This window comes from Acidimicrobiales bacterium (assembly GCA_041394265.1).
GTDB lineage: Bacteria > Actinomycetota > Acidimicrobiia > Acidimicrobiales > SZUA-35 > JBBQUN01.
Genome location: JAWKIO010000005.1, coordinates 1954250 through 1970220 on the forward strand (window position 1 = coordinate 1954250; position 15971 = coordinate 1970220).

Sequence of the window (15971 nt, forward strand, 5' to 3'; positions counted from 1 at the left end):
CATCACCTGGGCACGTTCGGCCGCCTGGCGGCACCGGTCGCTTCTTCATGCGACGGCGAATGGAGACAGCCCATGGATCACCAACCCAGCTTGCTTCGACGCGCCCGATCCCGGGCCACCCGAGCCCTGCAGATCGCCTCGGCGACCGCCATCGCGGCCACCGGACTCGCTGCTGCTGCCGCACCGGCTTCGGCCACCGGCTTCACCGGACCGCAGGTGGCACCCCAGATGGAGCAGGACGTTGCCACGGTGATGAATCAGATGCGGGTCGACCAGGGGCTCGCCCCACTGGATCTGATCGTCACCACCGACGGTTCGGCGAATCCCCAACTGGTGGCCTGGCGCAACTGTCTGCTCGAGCTGAACATGGCCGGCCTGCTCGGCTCGCCGGCCAGCCTCACCCACGATCCGGGCAACGTCTGCGGACCCAAGCGCACCTCGACCGTTCCCGGCGAACAGATCCTCGCCGCGTCCTGGCGGTCAGGCGGGTCTCGTGGTGCCAACCCGGTGCAGACCGCCACCTCATGGTTGACGTCACCCCCGCACACCAAGTGGCTGATGTCGCCCGACGCAACGTCGATGATGGTCTACGCCGCGTGCTTCGAGGCCAACGGCTCGAGCTATCTGATCATCGGCGCCACCATGTTGAACGCGAGCGGGAACTGGTCGACGCCCAATGCGTCGGCCGCCGTCCCCTCCGTCACCGGCGACGCCTACAACACGGCCTACTACCACGCCTGCCCCAAGGCCGGCTCCACCACGATCGTCCAGCCGTCGCAGCCGAGGCCGGGCACCTCCTCGACCCCGCTGCCCGGCACCGTCGCCGCCGCCCGCACACTGACCGATGTCCTCGCCGCCTCCGACTACTCGGCGAGTGATGCCGAGACGCTGCGGCTCTACCGGGCCTTCTTCGATCGTGACCCCGACGCCGCCGGCGCTGCGTACTGGATCTCGCAATCACGCCTCGGTGCGACGCCCGAGACCCTGGCATGGAGCTTTGCGAACTCGGCCGAGTTCACCGGACGGTACGGTCAGGTCGACGACGCCGGGTTCCTGTCGCTGATGTTCGCCAACATGCTGGGTCGGTCGCCCGACCCTGCTGGGTATGCGTACTGGCTCGATCAGATGCGATCGCAGGGGCTCGACCCACACGAGGTCGTCCGCTGGGTCACCGCGAACACCGAGTTCACGAACCGCTACCCGTTCGCCCCGATTCGCTGACGATCTCGCCACCGACGATGGTGGCGACACACGAACCGGCGCCGTGCTCAACGAGCGAACGCTCCACCAAATCGACCGAGGGGTCGACGTCGAACACGGCGAGGTCGGCCCGCTTCCCGGGCACCAGCGAACCGAGTTGCTCGTCGAGGCCGAGCGCACCGGCCCCACCCATGGTGGCAGCGGCCAGGAGGCGGTGGTCGAGGTCGTCGGCGTCATAACCATGCTCGACGGCCAGTGATCGCAGCAGCGCCACGTCTTCGAGGAGATCGAGCGAGGGTGTCGATCCGAGCGAGTCGGTGCCCACGGCGAATGGCACGCCTTCACGGAGGAAGTCGGCGACCGGTGGGGGATCGATGCCGACGACCAGATTGGATCGTGGGCACAGCGCCACCACGGTGCCGGTTCGAGCCATGATCGCTCGACCTTCTCGACCGAGATACACGCCGTGCGCAATGTGGCAGTCCGGCCCCGTGAGCCCGAGGTGCTCCACCAACTCGGCGGCGGTCATGCCCGCCCCACCCCGTTCGAGGATCCCCAGCGGGCGACTCGACACGACGCGAAGCCGGTCGGCCAGGGAACCCGTGCCGGAGCGGTAGTACTCGTCCTCCCCGTCGGACTCGGCGACGTGCACGTGCAGCCGGACCCCGAGCGCTCTTGCCAAGGCTGCCATGCCCTCGAGCACCGGTTCATCGAGGCTGTAGGGGGCATGGGGCGAGATGCCGATCGACGTCGCCTGCGTCGTCGGCGCCTCGGTGATCGCCCGACGCAGCCGGGCGGCCTCGGTCTGCCGCCAGCTGTCGGCGTCGGTGCCGATGAGTTCGAGGTAGGCGATGCCGGGCACGCCCCGATCGACGAGCACGTCGCGCGCCACGTAGTCGGTGACGATGTCGGCGATGCAGGTGATGCCGTTGGCCAGCATCTGATCGACACCGGCGTTGGCGCTCGCCAACCAGTCGTCATTGCGTCGTTGCTCGTACTCCTCGACGAAGGCGATCGACCAGGCGGTGTAGGTCTCGTGTCGCGTGCACCCGACCGACGCGAACGATGTGTACTGCAAGTGCGTGTGGGCGTTGACGAGCCCCGGTGTGAGTACCCCCGTCCATCGGCGCTCCTCGGCGTCGGGGAAGTTCCGACGCAGCGTCTCGCTGTCGCCGACGGCGATGATCGTTCCCGCTCGTACCGCGACACCGCCATTGGCAAACGGGCGGGCAGCGATGGGGCAGACGGTGTCGGCGACGTGGATCGTGACGTCGTCGGTCACCATCGAGTGGCGGCGTCGACCTGGGCGGCGGTCGGTGTGTCGATCTCGAGGCCGGCGGCTCGGAGTTGGCTCGCCGCCACCTCGTCGTCGATCTGCTTTGGCAACAGGTGCACGCCGGGAGCGAGGTCGGTGGCCGCCAGATAGTCGAGGGCCCGTAGCTGCAGGGCCAGCGAGAGGTCCATCACCTCGATCGGGTTGCCCTCACCGGCAGAGGTGTTCGCGCAGTAGCCGTTGCTGACCACGAAGACGGTGGGTCCATCGGGCACGAGCAATTCGACGATGTTCGCTCGCACCGTTTCGCCCCATTGGAGCGCCGACGGCTCGCCGGTGAGCGTGGTGTCCGGGTCGAACTCGGGTGGCCCGGCGCCACCGACAGCGATCACCGCGCCGTCCTTCATGGCGGCGACGTGATCGGCAACCAACGAATGACCGATGCCGCTGGCGGTGATCACGAAGTCGGCATCGCCCAGGGCGTCGAGCAGGGGTGCGACCGCGAACCCGTCGTGATGGGCGACCAACGCCTCGACCGGGTCGATCTCGGTGACCGTGACGCGGGAGCCGAGCGCGCGAGCCGCAGCGGCGATGCCCCGACCGACCTTGCCGTAGCCGACCACGACGGTGACCTTGCCCTGCATCTGCATGTTGGTGGCGTCGAGCAGCGCCATGACCACCGATTGGCTGGTGCCGTAGATGTTGTCGAACGCCAGCTTGGTGCGAGCGTCGTTGACGGCGACGCACGGCACTCGCAGCTCGCCGCCGGCCTCCATGTTGCGGAGGGGGCGGACACCGCTGGTCGTCTCTTCGGCGACACCTTCGAGGTCGGCGAGCACATCGTTGCGTTCACCGTGGATGCGGCGAGCGACGCTGGCACCGTCGTCGGCGAGCAGCTGGGGACGGGTGTCGATGAAGGCGTCGACCAGTGTTCGTGCCCGCTCGGGGGTCGCCCCCGGTTCGGCAAAGACCGAAATGCCGGCCTCGGTCAGGGCTGCGACCACGGGGGCCTTGGTCGAGTTGGAGGAGCCGAGGACGGCGACGCTTGCGCCGAGCGATGCGATCGCCTCGATGAGGCAGGCCGTCTTCGGTTCGAGGGTGAGGGCAACGCCGACTCGCTTGCCCTCGAGGCGACCCCCTTCCCGCACCACCTCGGTGGCGGCGGCAAGTGCGGGCATGAAGCTCTTGGCGAAATCGATCATGCCGCGACCGATCTCGGCCTCGGTGGGCGTGTGCTTCATCGGTTCCCCCAGGAATGGAAGGTGTCGGCCTCGAGGATCTCGCTGAGTGTGTCGGTCTGATCTTCGTCGAGGTGATCGATCGTGATGCCGCGGCTGGCGAGCTTGGCCGTAGCGATCGCTCGATCGAGGGTGGCCGGGAACTGGTGGATGCCGGGCGGCAGGTCGTTCGAGGCGAGGTGGTGGCATCCCAGCGCCTGGACCGAGAACGACAGGTCCATGATCTCGACCGGGTGGCCGAGTCCGCCGGCAATATTGACCAGCGCCCCTTCGGACAGCACGTAGACCGGCTTCGAGCCCAGGAGGTAGCGGGTGACGCCGGGCCGGACCTCGGCCACACCGTCGGCCGACTCGACGAGCGCCGGCACGTCGACCTCGTGGTCGTGGTGGCCCGCGTTGGCCAAGATGACGTGCGGCTTCATCGCGTCGAAGTGGCGGGTGGTGATGGCGCGGATGCCGCCGGTGGCGGTGATGGCGATGTCGGCGGTCGACAGCGCAGTGTTCAGGTCGGCCACCTCGTGCCCGTCGGTGTGGGCTTCCAGCGCTCGGATCGGATCGACCTCGACGGCGGTGACCCGTGCCCCGAGCGCGTGGGCGTAGGTGGCGATGCCCCGACCGACCCAGCCGTAGCCGACGACCACCACCCGCTTGCCCGGCAGCCGCAGGTTGGTGAGGGCGAGGATGGCCTGGATCGTCGACTGGCCGGTGCCGTAGCGGTTGTCGAACATGTGCTTGAGCGCCGCATCGTTGGCGGCGACGACGGGCATCGGGAGCCGACCGAGTCGTTCGAGCTCGGCGAGGCGGGCGACACCGGTGGTGGTCTCCTCGGAGACGCCCTTGAGTTGGGCGTACAAGGCCGGTTTGTCGCGTGCCATACGGATGGTCAGCTCGCCGCCGTCGTCGATGATGTACTCCGGGTTCGAGTCGGCGACTCGGAGGAGATCGGCTTCCCACACCTCGTTGGTGGAGCCCCGGCTGGAGTGGACCTCGATGCCTCGCTCCACGAGCGCCGCTGCGACGTCGTCGCGAGTCGACCACGGGTTCGAGCCGGCCGCGACCACGGTGGCCCCGGCGTCGGCGAGCACCGTGGCGAGGAACGCTGTCTTCGCTTCGAGGTGGACGACGACGGCCACTCGCTTGCCTCGGAGGGATCCGTCGTCGATGTGGCGGCGTACGAAGCCGTCGAGCACGGGCGATCGTCGTCGGGCCCATTCGATGGCCTGGTGGCCGGTCGGGGCGAGGGTGGCGTCGGCGATGCGCGAACGGCTCGCCGGGGTGCCGGCTGCGGATTCGGTGCTCATGCTCTGGTGGTCTCGGATCGGTCGATGGTGTTCATAGTCGCCCGGCGTCGATGATGCGTTGGAGGAACTGCCCGGTGCGTTCTTCCTGCGGATTCGTGAACAGGTCGTTGGGCGGGCCCTCCTCGACGATGCGGCCCGCATCCAGGAAGCACACACGATCGGCGACATCGCGAGCGAATCCCATTTCGTGGGTGACGATCACCAGCGTCATGCCCTGGGCTTTGAGGTCCTTGATCACGGCGAGGACACCCCCGATCAGTTCGGGGTCGAGTGCGGCGGTGACCTCATCGAGCAGCAGGACGTCGGGGTTGGTGGCCATGGCCCGCACCAGGGCGACCCGCTGCTGCTGGCCCCCCGAGAGGCGGTCGGGGTAGGCGCCGGCGAAGTCGGCCATGCCGAAGAGATCGAGGAGCTCCCGGGCTCGTGTCTCGGCCTCGGTCTTCGTCACGCCGTGGACCCGACGCGGCGCAAGCGTGACGTTGTCGAGCACGGTCATGGTCGGGAAGAGGTTGTACGACTGGAAGACGATGCCCACTCGTTTGCGGAAGTCGGCCTCGGGGAGGTCGTCGCCCTCGATGTCGACTCCGTCGAGCAGGATCTGGCCGTGGTCATACGGAGTGAGGCGCCCGATGCAGCGCAGCAATGTCGACTTGCCCGATCCCGACGCCCCGATCAGGCACACGACCTCGTGGGCTGCGACCGACAGGTCGACCGAACGCAGGACCAACGACGTACCGTAGTACTTCGTGAGGGTCTTGACCTCGATCTTCGGCTGGTCCGCCATCACTGGGTCCTCTGCAGACGGCGTTCCTGGTCCCAGCGGGCGTAGCGGTCGGCAAAGCGAGCCAGCGGGACGCTCGTGGCGAGGAACAACACGGTTGCCACCATCAGGGCCGAGTAGTTGAAGGTCCGGGCGGTGTAGATCTGCGCCTCTCGGACGGCGTCACGGACGCCGATCACGCTGAGCAGGGCGACGTCCTTCTGAAGTGCGACGGCCAGGTTCAGCAGGGCGGGGGAGACGTTGCGCACCGCCTGCGGGATGATGGCGTAGCGCAGGGTCTGCCACTGGTTGAGGCCCAAGGCCTTGGCGGCGGCTCGTTGCCCGTCGTGCACGGCCTCGATCCCCGAACGATAGATCTCGGCGGTGTAGGCCGAGTAGCCGGCGACCAGGGCCACGGTGCCCCAGAACTCGGCGCTCTTCGGCAGGCCCGGGAGCTGCAGCGCCGGCACACCGAAGCCGAGCAAGAGGAGGAGCAGTAGGGCGGGAACGCCGCGGAGGGCGTCGATGTAGACGACGGCGGCGAAGCGGAACGGGGCGGCGATCGGGCCGGTGAACGATCGCATCAGGGCGAGGACCAGCGCCACGATCAGGATGAGGATCTCGGCGATGATCCAGATCCGCATGTTGACCCAGAACCCGTCGAGGACATCCGGGAACGAGGCCCTCATGTCGGACCACGAGAAGAACTGGCTGCGGACCCGGGGCCATTGTGGCGCCGAGCCGATCCACCAGATCAGGAGCAACAGCACAACGCCCGTGCTGATCACGGAGATCAGCACGGGCGTGTAGCGCTCGCGCGCGCTCAGGGTCTTCGGCGCCGGTGGCGGCGTCGACTCTGGCAGCGTCGTCATCGGTCGGTGGACCGTGGGATCAGCTGGCGATCTCGGGGATGTCGCCTTCGCCCTGGAGCCACTCGACCGCGAGTGCCTCGAGGGTGCCGTCGTCGGTGAGCGCCGTGATCGCCTCGTTCACACAGCCGACCAGCTCGCTGCCGTCGGTGAACAGCAGACCCATCTGGTCGCCCTCGGTCTGGCTCGGATCGGTCGGGAGCACGCCGACGATCACGCCGTTGTCCATCTCGACTGCCGTCAGGTAGAGGGCGGTCGGCAGGGCGACGACGGTGGCGTCGATCTGGCCGGCGGCCATGGCGGAGAGCACGTCGGCCTGGGTGTCGTAGACGGCGACGTCTTCGATGCCCAGGGTGTTCTCGATGTAGTCGAGATCGGTGGTACCGATGGTGGCGCCCCAGGTGCCGGCCTGCAGCTCCTCGAAGTTCGTGGCGGTGGCAGCTGGCGAGCCGCCGAGAGCGATGACCGACTTCTGACCGGAGTAGTACGGCAGCGAGAAGTCGACGACCTTGTCGCGGTCGGCGGTGATCGAGTACTGCTGCATGTTGAAGTCGTAGGGCTTCTCACCGGGGGCGATGGCCTCGTCGAAGTCGCTGCGGGTCCAGACGACGTCGGCGTCGGCGAAGCCCATCTTCTCGGCGATCGCGTAGGCCACGGCACCTTCGAAGCCTTGCTTGTTGGTGGGGTCATCGTCGACCATCCACGGCTCGTAGGCCGGTTCGCCGGTGGCGATGGTCAGCTTGCCGGCTTCGGTGAGCGGCAGGCTCTCGATGGCGCAGTCGAGGGCAGCACCCTCGGAACCGGTGTCGCTCGCCGCATCGGCAGCGTCGGTCTCGCTTGCGCTGTCGGAACCGCAGGCCGCGGACACCATGGCGAGAGCGAAGAGCAAGGCGAGGAGTTGTGTCAGTCGGGATCGCATGAACCCTCCCAGGTCGAAGTGAATGGTGGAACCAGGCTTGTCTACCATCGCTCGGTCGGAGTCCGGCCGGAGTTGCCTACCGGGGCCGTTACGACTCGGTGAAGGAATGACCCCGCTACCGGGCCAGGAGCGCCTCTTCGTACCGGTGGACCTCGACGAATCCGAGCCGTTCGTAGATGCCTCGGGCCGTGGTGTTGTCAGCCTTCACGTTCAGCCCAATCGAGCCGATGCCGAGGTCGTGGAGCGCTCGAACCTGCGCTGCGGTCACGACCGTGCCGAGCCCGAGACCTCGCCGTTCGGGATGGACGAGCACGCATCCGATCGCCGCCACGTCCATCTCGGTGCTGCACACGTGGATGCCGGCCATCGCGATCAGCTCGTCGCCGTCGAAGACGCCGTAGAACGGACCGTCGTCGAGAAGGGTCGGGGTGAAGAACGACCCCGGGTCGTCGTGGGTGGCCTGGAGCGCCTCGATGGCCCCGAGGTCGCCCTGATCGATGGCGCGACCGACGAAACCGCGCTCGGAATCGACGACCTGGCCGTTTCGGGGCGCGATTTCGAGGGTTCGCGAAAGATTTTTCGAAAACATTTTCACGTGCTCACCCGCGTCGAATTCCACCACACGACCCCGGGCCGAGAGGTACGCCGCGAACCCCACGGGCCCGGTCGCGAAGTAGCGATCGGGAAGCAGATGGTCGACGTCGGCCCACAGCGCGAGCGCGTCGTTGGGATCGCCGGCGTTGACGCCGTAGACGATCAGTTCGGGTGGATCACCGGGCAGACCGATCTCACCGATGGTCGCTTGACCCCGCTGCCACCAGCGGGAACGCGAAAAATACTCGTCGGTGAGATCGCCGAGCCCGTAGACGTGGATCGGCCGATCCGACTCGAAGCGCGCCCGCAGATCCTCGCGGGAGGCGCGTTCGAATGAGGCGGGCGACGGCATCGCCGCACGCTAGTGGTCGGGAACGGTCAGCCGACGCCAGTGATTGAGGCAGCAATGGGACCGAGACCGACCGTGGCCGAGACGGCGGCGGTGGCGATGGCGGCGGCGGCGAACTTGATCTTGTTCATGGTGCAATGTCCTTGGACTTGAGCGACGATTCAGGGAGAGAGAGGAGGCACCATGACGTTTGATTCAACAAATCGCGAAATTTCTTCGTCGGGGGTCGGCCTCCTCGAGCCGCCACGCCCCATCCCGGTGGTGCTCCATAGCCGTCGTCGGCCCGAACGTGGGCATGCGTCCGGCCTTGCGACGAATGCCGACCTGGTCCAGAGGGCGAATGACGGCGATCGCCTGGCGTGGGAAGAACTGGTCGAGCGCTATGCCGGACTGGTCGAAGCGGTGGGGGCCCGCCATCGGCTCGACCGGCACGACATCAACGACGTCTCACAGCTCACCTGGCTCCGCCTCACCCAGCACCTCGGACAGCTGCACGACCCGGAACGAGTTGGACTGTGGCTCTACACCACGGCTCGTCGCGAGTGCCAGGCCCTCATCAAACGGTCGGGGCGGATCCCCCCGGTCGAGGTCGATGACGCGCCGAGTAGTGCGGCCGAGCAGCCGGAGGAGCTGATCGGTCGGGCCGAACGTGCGCACCATCTGCGTCGCGCGCTGGCCCGCCTGCCCGAAGCCTGCCGCACCCTGCTCGAGCTCATGCTGGTGCAGGACCCACCCGCCCCCTACACCGAGATCAGCGAGCGATGCGATATCGCCGTTGGCACCATCGGGCCCCGGCGCAAGCGTTGCCTGGCCCACCTTCGACGCCTCTACGACGAGGTGTTTCCCGACAGCGACATCCAGGACTGGTCATGACCGACGAGCAACTCTTCGATCAACTACGCAAACTTCTCGAGGACTCCCCGAGCGACGACGTGGTCGATCGGGCAAAGGACCTCTGGGACGTGCGCACCATCGGCGAGGAGATCGCCGAACTGACATCGGACTCCTTCGAGCAGCTCCCGGTCGGTGTTCGTCGGGCAGCCAGTCTCGAGCGCGATCTGCTCTTCGAGTTCGATGATCTCGAGTTGGCGATCCGGCTCGACGGCCCTGATCTGCTCGGCCAGGTCATCGGCGAGCCCATCCTTTCGGCCCGACTCGTGACCCTCGACGACGAACAACCGGTCGAAGTCGACGACCTCGGCAGCTTCTGGATCGAGCGGCCGTCCAGCGATGTGCTCCGTGTGGCACTGGTGACCGATTCCGGGCGCCGGCTCTCGACCGAGTGGATCCGGTTGTAGTCCCCGGCAACGACTCCATGGGACGACAGCAGTGCTCAGGCGTACAACTCCTCGAAGTCGTTGAGAACGCGCGGGCGGTTGGAGTCGCCGATGGTGTGGAGCGCGATCTGATCATGCTCGTTAGCGGAGCTCCCGCGTCCGTTGACACAAGTAGTGCGAACTGCGCTTTGGGCCTTCTGCACAGACAACGAGGCGAGTTTGAGGCGGCGTGTAGGCATTTTGAACGGTCGATTCGTGATGCTCCGGCTTCGCCAGTCGCTGGGCGCTCCGGCTTGTACTACGCAGGCGTCAGGCTGCGACTAGGAGACTTTGAGGCGGCAGACGCCATCCTTGCGGGCGCACGGTCGATTCTCGACGATAGGGACCTCCCGCTCTACGAGTTGCAGCGAGGAGTCCATGCAGACTTGCAGGAGCGATATCCAGAAGCCCTTGACCGATACACACAGGCGATCGTCCTCAGCCAGTTGCGTAGTGATCCCTATGTTCATTCTTTGGCACTAAACAACCGAGCCGTCGTACTGCAGCGATTGGGCAACCTCGATGAGGCCGAGTTCGACTTTCGATCGGTCTTGCTCGCCGCTTCGGATGACGTACGGCTGGGTGGTATGGCGCAGCACAATCTTGGAGCCCTTCTTGGTCTCAAAGGCGCAGTGCGTGAGGCGTTCGATCGGCTCGGACGCGCCGCCGTCGACCGCGACGGACAGGGACTCGACGGAGGCCAGGCACTCATCGCAGAAGCTGAGATCCTCCTGACATCAGCCCTCTTCGAGGAGTGCCTTGCGGCGGGAGGTGCTGCACTGGAGATCGAGCGCTCGCGCCCGGGTGGATCGTCCCTCGAGGTGCCCGATCTGCTGATGCTCAATGCTCGTGCGCTGGCTCGCCTCGGAGCACTCACCAATGCGGGTCAGGCAATCGAACAGGCTGAACACCTCTATTCGCATCAAGGGCGACATGCCAGCGAGGAACGTTGTGGTGAGCTGCGGGGTGTACTCCAAGCCCACCAGGTCCCCGACATCGGGCCGGATGAGCCGGGGGCGGATGCGGTCTATGAGGCGCTGATTGCGCTCGGGGATCATGATCCCGACTTCGCGCCCACCTGCTGGGCCGCCGCCACCCGGGCGCTCGAGTCGGAGCGCAAGCAGTTGCGGGTGCTCGGGCGCTACGCCCAGGCTCGACTCCTGCTCGATGGTGGCAGGGTCGCAGCGGCCAAGAGCCAGGCGCTGCTGCTGATCGAGACGTTGGCCGAGCACACCGCCGACATCAACGCGGTCGAACTTCGTGCTGCGCTGGTATTCGGTTTGGTCGATGTCGAAGGGCTGGCGGTACGAATCGCCGCCGCCGGAGACCCGGCCGACCTGGCCTGCCTCGTCGATGCCGCCAATACGGTCGTCCACTCGACGGCGCCGTTGTCGGCGACAGACACCGAACTCGTCACCCAGCTCGACGCGCTACGAACGTCGATCGCAAAAAGCGATCCGGCCCGCATCGACCGCGCCGAGGTCGAGTTGCTCGAGGGACGTCTGCGATCACTGCATCGTCGGATGGAGCGCACGGCGGCGCCGCCCCGCCAAGCCATCGGGATCGAGCAGTTGCGGGCGGCCGCATGCGAGCAGACCCTGGTCATGTTCGCCGAACTAGGTGGTCACGTATGGCGCCTGGTGCTCCCGTCGTCGGCCGACTTGGCTGACGGGGTCACGCTGGTCGATCTCGGTGACCTCGACACGTTGACCACCACGATCCGCCGTGTGCGGCACGTGTCCGACAGCCTCGCTCGTCGCCCATCACCGATTCCCCATCAACTCATCGAAGGCCTCGATCGTCGGGCGGGCGAGCTCGACGCCGTGCTCTTCGCCGGCGTCGACATTGCACCGGACAGCGAGGTGATGCTCTTCCCCGGTCGCTTCCTGACCTCCGTACCGTGGCGGGTGTTGCCGAGCGTGAAGCGCTGGCGCCTCGGCATCAATGTCGGCACGCCACTCGTCTGTCGGAATGAGCAGGATGACGTGGCGTCGGCGGTGCCCCGCCGTCGGGCCCTGGTCGTCGCCGGTCCCGACCTCGGTGATGGCATCGCCGCCGAGGTCGAACGAGTGGCCGCCCTCTATGACGACCCGATCGTGCTGACCGGCAGCGAGGCCACCGTGTCGGCCGTGCTCCGGGCGTTCGAGGAGGTCGACATTGCCCATGTCGCCGGGCACGGCTCGCTGCACGCCAAGGATCCGCTGCTCGCCATGATCACCCTCTTCGATGGTCCGTTGACCGTGTACGACATCGAGATGGCGAACGCCACGCCGCCGATGGTTGTGCTGGCCTCGTGTCTGGTCGGATCCGGCGGCTCGACGGGGAGCGACGTGAGCTATGGCTTCGCGTCGGCCCTTGCCTCGCGCGGCACGAAGGAGCTCATCATCTCGCCAGTCGAACTCGACGATGACAAGACGGCGTTCGTCATGCCCGAACTCCACCGAGCACTTGCCGCCGGCGTTCCGGCCCGCAAGGCGCTCGACGACCTACGGTTCGACCAGCTCGACCTGGAGCGAGTCGCCGACAGCCTCCTCGCCGTCGAAGCCGAATCCTTCAGCTGACCAGTCAGCCGAACCTTCCGATCCCCGCCCCGATCTCTCGGCTGTCGAGCCCACCCGCAGCGAACTCTCGGCTGCCGAGCCCGGAAGTGGGCTCGACAGCCGAGAGTTGACCGATGGTGGGTTGTGGGGCGAGAGTTCAGGCCGGTTCGGCGACCATGTGGGCGGGCTCGGCGCGACCGGCGGTCTCGCTCGCAGCTGCCTCACCCGAGCGAGCGGGCAGGAAGCGGAGCACGAACATCGCACCGGCGAGGGTGACCCCCGCCGCCAGATAGCAGGCCATGGCCATGCCGTCGATGAACGCGCTGTTCACGTCGGTCATGAAAGCGGGTGCTGCAGCACCGAGGTCGTTGGCGACGAACCGGGCGGCGCCGATCGACTCCTTCACCGCCTCCTGAGCAGCGACGGGAAGCTGGGCCACGGCGGTGCCACTCTCGATGCCGGCGGAGTACAGCGAGTTGAACACCGAACCGAGGATGGCGACCCCGAGCGTTCCGCCCAGCTCCCGGGTGGTGTCGTTCACGGCCGATCCGACACCGGCCTTGTCGACGCTCAGCGAGCCCATGATGGACTCGGTGGCCGGTGCCGTGGTGGCGCCGAGCCCGGCGCCGAGCAGGATCATCTGTCCGACGATCACGAGGTAGTCGGTCCCGACGGCGACCGTCGAGATCCAGAGGAAGGCCGCCGACATCGACATGAGGCCCGCGGCGACCACCCGCTTCGTCCCGACCCGCTCAACCAGCATCGGCGCCACGATGGATGCCAGTGCGATCGCCACGGCCACGGGAATTGTCCGCAAGCCCGCTTCGAGCGGGCGATAGCCGCGGACGAACTGGAAGTACTGGGTCACGAGGAACACGAAACCGAACAGGGCGAAGAAGGCGGAAGTGACGGCAGCGCTTGCGGCCGAGAAGCGGAGGTTCTCGAAGATGCGGACGGGCAGCATCGGCTCGTCGACGTGCAGCTCCCAGGCCACGAAGGCGGCGAGGAGGCCGGCGGCGAGGCCGAACGTGCCGATGGTTTGCCCGTCGAGCCAACCCCATTCAGGGGCCTCGATGATGGCGAACACCAAGGCGGTGATGCCGGCGATCGACAGGGCGAAGCCGAGCTTGTCGAGTGGCGGGGTCTCACGGTCACTCGATTCGGGGACCAGCCAGGCGGTCAGTGCGATGGCACCGGCGACGACCGGCAGGTTGACGAAGAACACCGACCCCCACCAGAAGTGCTCGAGCAACCAGCCGCCGGTGATCGGACCGAAGGCCACGGCCATGCCGCTGACGGCGGCCCAGATGCCGATGGCTTTCGCCCGCTCGAGTGCGTCGGTGAACGTGGCCGTGATGATGGCGAGCGTGGCGGGATAGATGAGCGCCGCGCCGACGCCCATCAGTGCTCGACCACCGATGAGGGCGCCTGCCGAGTCGACCGAGCCGGCGAAGGCCGAGGTCGCTCCGAAGACGGCGAGACCGACGAGCAGGGCCCGCTTGCGTCCCCACCGATCGCCCACGCTGCCTGCTGCCAGGAGAAGGCCGGTGAACACGAGCAGGTAAGCATCGACGATCCACTGCAGCTGGCGGGTGGTGGCGCCCAAATCGATCGATAGCGACGGGAGGGCGACGTTGACGATGGTGCCATCGAGCACCGTGACGAAGGCCGACAGGCAGAGGACGGCGAGGATGGCCCAGCGCCGGTCGTGGGTTGCTGCGACCGGTCGAGACGCGTCGGCGTCAGGTGGTCGGTTTGGATGTGTGGTGATGGTCATGGGTCCTCCGGGGCAATCGATTCGTCTTGTCAGTGGCAAGTTGTCAGTGACAAGTTGACACCGTAAAGATTGGTCTTGACAGTGTCAAGGGAAAGGTTGACGATGGAAAGATGACCAGCGGAACCGGCGTAGGATGAGCGGCATGTCGGCCCCCTACCATCACGGCGATCTGCCATCGGCACTGCGCGCCGCCGCGGCCGAACTCGTCGCCGAGCGCGGAACCTCGGGCTTCAGCCTGCGAGAGACGGCTCGACGAGCGGGCGTGTCGCATGCTGCTCCCGCCCATCACTTCGGCGATCTGCGCGGCTTGTTCACCTCGCTGGCCGCCGAGGGTTTCGAACGGTTGAACGAGGCCATGCGCGACTCGGCCGACATCGTCGACGCTCGCGACCGGCTCGAAGCCTTGGGCAAGGCCTACGTGCGCACCGCGCTCGAGTACCCCGGCCATTTCGCCGTCATCTTCCAGCCCGACCTCATCGATCCCGAGAACGACCACTGCATGGGGGTCAGCCTCGGTGCGTACGGCCAGCTGGTGGCCGCCATCGAGCTGGTGCGAGACCAGTGCAATCCCGACCTCGACGTCGAGACGGCGGCCATCACGGCGTGGGCGATGATGCAGGGCCTGGTCGTGCTGTCGCCCAAGTTCGAGATGATGAACGATCTGATGGGCACCACGCCCCGAGAACTCGACGATCTGATCACCGACATGACCACGCTCATGGTCGATGGCTTCCGGGCCCGCCCTGCTTGATCGAAACCGCCACGACGCTCGGGTGTCGCTGACGTAGGGTCGAGGTCGTGACCGATCCCGACCTCGATCGAAACAGCCCGCTTGCCGGCACAGAGGTCCACGAACTCGCCTCGGAAGCCATCGGTGACACGTTCAAGATCTTCGTCGGCCATTGCGGCGATCTCGAGGCATCGACGCCCGCACCCGTGCTGTACGTCACGGATGCCAACGGGTTCTTCGGGACGGCGGTCGACACCGTTCGCAACTTGCAGCTCAGGGCCATGCTGCCGCCGATGCTCGTCGTCGGCGTCGGCTATCCGATGGGTGGCCTGATCGATACGGTCGCCATTCGAGTGCGCGACCTCACGCCGAGCACCGATCAGGCATTCACCGACGAGTGGATGGGTGGCACACCGAGCGGTGGCGGTCCGGCGTTCGTCCGGTTCCTCGCCGACGAACTCCAGCCGTGGGTCGCTGCTCGTTACGCCATCGACCCGAACGACGCCACGTTCTTCGGGCACTCGTTCGGTGGCCTGCTCGGTTCCCACGTGCTGCTGACGGAGCCAGGGGTGTTCCAGCGATACATCCTCGGGAGTCCGTCGCTGTGGTGGAACGGCAACGAGAGCTTCACGACCGAGGCGGAGTTCGCCGCCCGCCATGACGACCTCGAAGCGACGGTATTCATCGGTGTCGGTGAGCTCGAGACCCACGAGGGTCGTCAGCGGGAGAACGCGAACATGCCACCGGAGGCCGTCGCCATGGCCCGTGCTCGACGCCTCGACATGGTCGACGACACCGAGCGCTTCGCCGCCGTCCTTCGCAGCCGGAACTATCCGAGCCTGCGGCTGGAGTCGGTCGTGCTGCCCGACGAGTTTCACGTCACGGTGGGTCCGCTGCACCTCTCCCGCGGCCTGCGTTCGGTATTCGACGCACCCCGCTGATCCGCTCGCCCCGTCGGTCTGATCCGGCCCGTCGGGCCCGGCACCGCTGCGACCCGAACCGTCGGCGATTCGAGCCCATCTCGCCGAACTGTCGACACTGAAGCCCGGAACCGGGCTTCAGTGTCGACAGATGGGTGGTTTGGGCTTCAGCGTCGACGGATGGC

The 15971-nt window shown here is 67.0% G+C and carries 14 protein-coding genes; 6 read left to right on the forward strand and 8 right to left on the reverse strand.

The features are described 5' to 3' along the window. Nucleotides 1–72: 72 nt before the first annotated feature. Nucleotides 73–1221, forward strand: coding sequence for a DUF4214 domain-containing protein (locus R2733_09590; protein MEZ5376749.1), 1149 nt, complete (start codon nt 73–75; stop codon nt 1219–1221). On the opposite strand, the gene R2733_09595 is transcribed toward R2733_09590, so the two are convergent. From R2733_09595 to R2733_09625, 7 genes are all read right to left on the reverse strand, one after another. Continuing rightward, complete coding sequence (locus R2733_09595; GenBank protein MEZ5376750.1) at nt 1187–2485, reverse strand: amidohydrolase family protein; 1299 nt, start codon at nt 2483–2485, stop codon at nt 1187–1189. The genes R2733_09590 and R2733_09595 overlap by 35 nt on opposite strands. Next, entirely contained in the window at nt 2479–3714 is a 1236-nt protein-coding gene (locus R2733_09600; protein MEZ5376751.1) for an adenosylhomocysteinase, read from the reverse strand. The genes R2733_09595 and R2733_09600 overlap by 7 nt, the downstream gene beginning before the upstream one ends. Next, nucleotides 3711–5012 carry an adenosylhomocysteinase gene (locus R2733_09605; GenBank protein ID MEZ5376752.1) on the reverse strand — a complete coding sequence of 434 codons (1302 nt, stop codon included), beginning with the start codon at nt 5010–5012 and terminating at the stop codon, nt 3711–3713. Before R2733_09605 ends, R2733_09600 begins: the two co-directional genes overlap by 4 nt. 31 nt (nt 5013–5043) lie before the next feature. Next, nucleotides 5044–5796: an amino acid ABC transporter ATP-binding protein gene (locus R2733_09610; protein MEZ5376753.1), complete on the reverse strand. Its 753-nt coding sequence runs from the start codon at nt 5794–5796 to the stop codon at nt 5044–5046. Continuing rightward, nucleotides 5796–6644: an amino acid ABC transporter permease gene (locus R2733_09615; GenBank protein ID MEZ5376754.1), complete on the reverse strand. Its 849-nt coding sequence runs from the start codon at nt 6642–6644 to the stop codon at nt 5796–5798. The genes R2733_09610 and R2733_09615 overlap by 1 nt, the downstream gene beginning before the upstream one ends. Nucleotides 6645–6663: 19 nt before the next feature. After that, nucleotides 6664–7560, reverse strand: a complete 897-nt coding sequence (locus R2733_09620) for an ABC transporter substrate-binding protein (protein MEZ5376755.1) — start codon at nt 7558–7560, stop codon at nt 6664–6666. 115 nt (nt 7561–7675) lie between these two features. Further along, the gene (locus R2733_09625; protein MEZ5376756.1) at nt 7676–8506 is read right to left on the reverse strand and encodes a GNAT family N-acetyltransferase; all 831 of its coding nucleotides are present in this window, start codon (nt 8504–8506) and stop codon (nt 7676–7678) included. Nucleotides 8507–8686: 180 nt separating this feature from the next. On the opposite strand from R2733_09625, the gene R2733_09630 reads away from it, so the two are divergent. The 3 genes from R2733_09630 (at nt 8687) to R2733_09640 (ending at nt 12380) form a co-directional block, all read left to right on the forward strand. Beyond that, entirely contained in the window at nt 8687–9376 is a 690-nt protein-coding gene (locus R2733_09630) for a sigma-70 family RNA polymerase sigma factor (protein ID MEZ5376757.1), read from the forward strand. Then, complete coding sequence (locus tag R2733_09635) at nt 9373–9801, forward strand: hypothetical protein (GenBank protein MEZ5376758.1); 429 nt, start codon at nt 9373–9375, stop codon at nt 9799–9801. Before R2733_09630 ends, R2733_09635 begins: the two co-directional genes overlap by 4 nt. Nucleotides 9802–10292: 491 nt before the next feature. Continuing rightward, entirely contained in the window at nt 10293–12380 is a 2088-nt protein-coding gene (locus R2733_09640) for a CHAT domain-containing protein (GenBank protein MEZ5376759.1), read from the forward strand. 136 nt (nt 12381–12516) lie between these two features. On the opposite strand, the gene R2733_09645 is transcribed toward R2733_09640, so the two are convergent. Then, on the reverse strand, nt 12517–14136 hold the full coding sequence (locus tag R2733_09645) for a DHA2 family efflux MFS transporter permease subunit (GenBank protein MEZ5376760.1): 1620 nt from the start codon (nt 14134–14136) through the stop codon (nt 12517–12519). Nucleotides 14137–14278: 142 nt separating this feature from the next. On the opposite strand from R2733_09645, the gene R2733_09650 reads away from it, so the two are divergent. Together R2733_09650 and R2733_09655 are read left to right on the forward strand one after the other, a co-directional pair. After that, nucleotides 14279–14887 carry a TetR/AcrR family transcriptional regulator gene (locus R2733_09650; protein ID MEZ5376761.1) on the forward strand — a complete coding sequence of 203 codons (609 nt, stop codon included), beginning with the start codon at nt 14279–14281 and terminating at the stop codon, nt 14885–14887. 47 nt (nt 14888–14934) lie between these two features. Next, nucleotides 14935–15807 (forward strand): alpha/beta hydrolase-fold protein, encoded by an 873-nt coding sequence (locus R2733_09655; GenBank protein MEZ5376762.1) that lies wholly within the window; start codon nt 14935–14937, stop codon nt 15805–15807. Nucleotides 15808–15971 lie beyond the last annotated feature (164 nt).

Excerpts from the sequence above, each read along its gene's own strand:
- R2733_09590 (MEZ5376749.1), top strand. The coding sequence starts at position 73 with ATGGATCACCAACCCAGCTTGCTTCGACGCGCCCGATCCCGGGCCACC.
- R2733_09595 (MEZ5376750.1), bottom strand. The coding sequence starts at position 2,485 with ATGGTGACCGACGACGTCACGATCCACGTCGCCGACACCGTCTGCCCC.
- R2733_09600 (MEZ5376751.1), bottom strand. The coding sequence starts at position 3,714 with ATGAAGCACACGCCCACCGAGGCCGAGATCGGTCGCGGCATGATCGAT.
- R2733_09605 (MEZ5376752.1), bottom strand. The coding sequence starts at position 5,012 with ATGAGCACCGAATCCGCAGCCGGCACCCCGGCGAGCCGTTCGCGCATC.
- R2733_09610 (MEZ5376753.1), bottom strand. The coding sequence starts at position 5,796 with ATGGCGGACCAGCCGAAGATCGAGGTCAAGACCCTCACGAAGTACTAC.
- R2733_09615 (MEZ5376754.1), bottom strand. The coding sequence starts at position 6,644 with ATGACGACGCTGCCAGAGTCGACGCCGCCACCGGCGCCGAAGACCCTG.
- R2733_09620 (MEZ5376755.1), bottom strand. The coding sequence starts at position 7,560 with ATGCGATCCCGACTGACACAACTCCTCGCCTTGCTCTTCGCTCTCGCC.
- R2733_09625 (MEZ5376756.1), bottom strand. The coding sequence starts at position 8,506 with ATGCCGTCGCCCGCCTCATTCGAACGCGCCTCCCGCGAGGATCTGCGG.
- R2733_09630 (MEZ5376757.1), top strand. The coding sequence starts at position 8,687 with ATGACGTTTGATTCAACAAATCGCGAAATTTCTTCGTCGGGGGTCGGC.
- R2733_09635 (MEZ5376758.1), top strand. The coding sequence starts at position 9,373 with ATGACCGACGAGCAACTCTTCGATCAACTACGCAAACTTCTCGAGGAC.
- R2733_09645 (MEZ5376760.1), bottom strand. The coding sequence starts at position 14,136 with ATGACCATCACCACACATCCAAACCGACCACCTGACGCCGACGCGTCT.
- R2733_09650 (MEZ5376761.1), top strand. The coding sequence starts at position 14,279 with ATGTCGGCCCCCTACCATCACGGCGATCTGCCATCGGCACTGCGCGCC.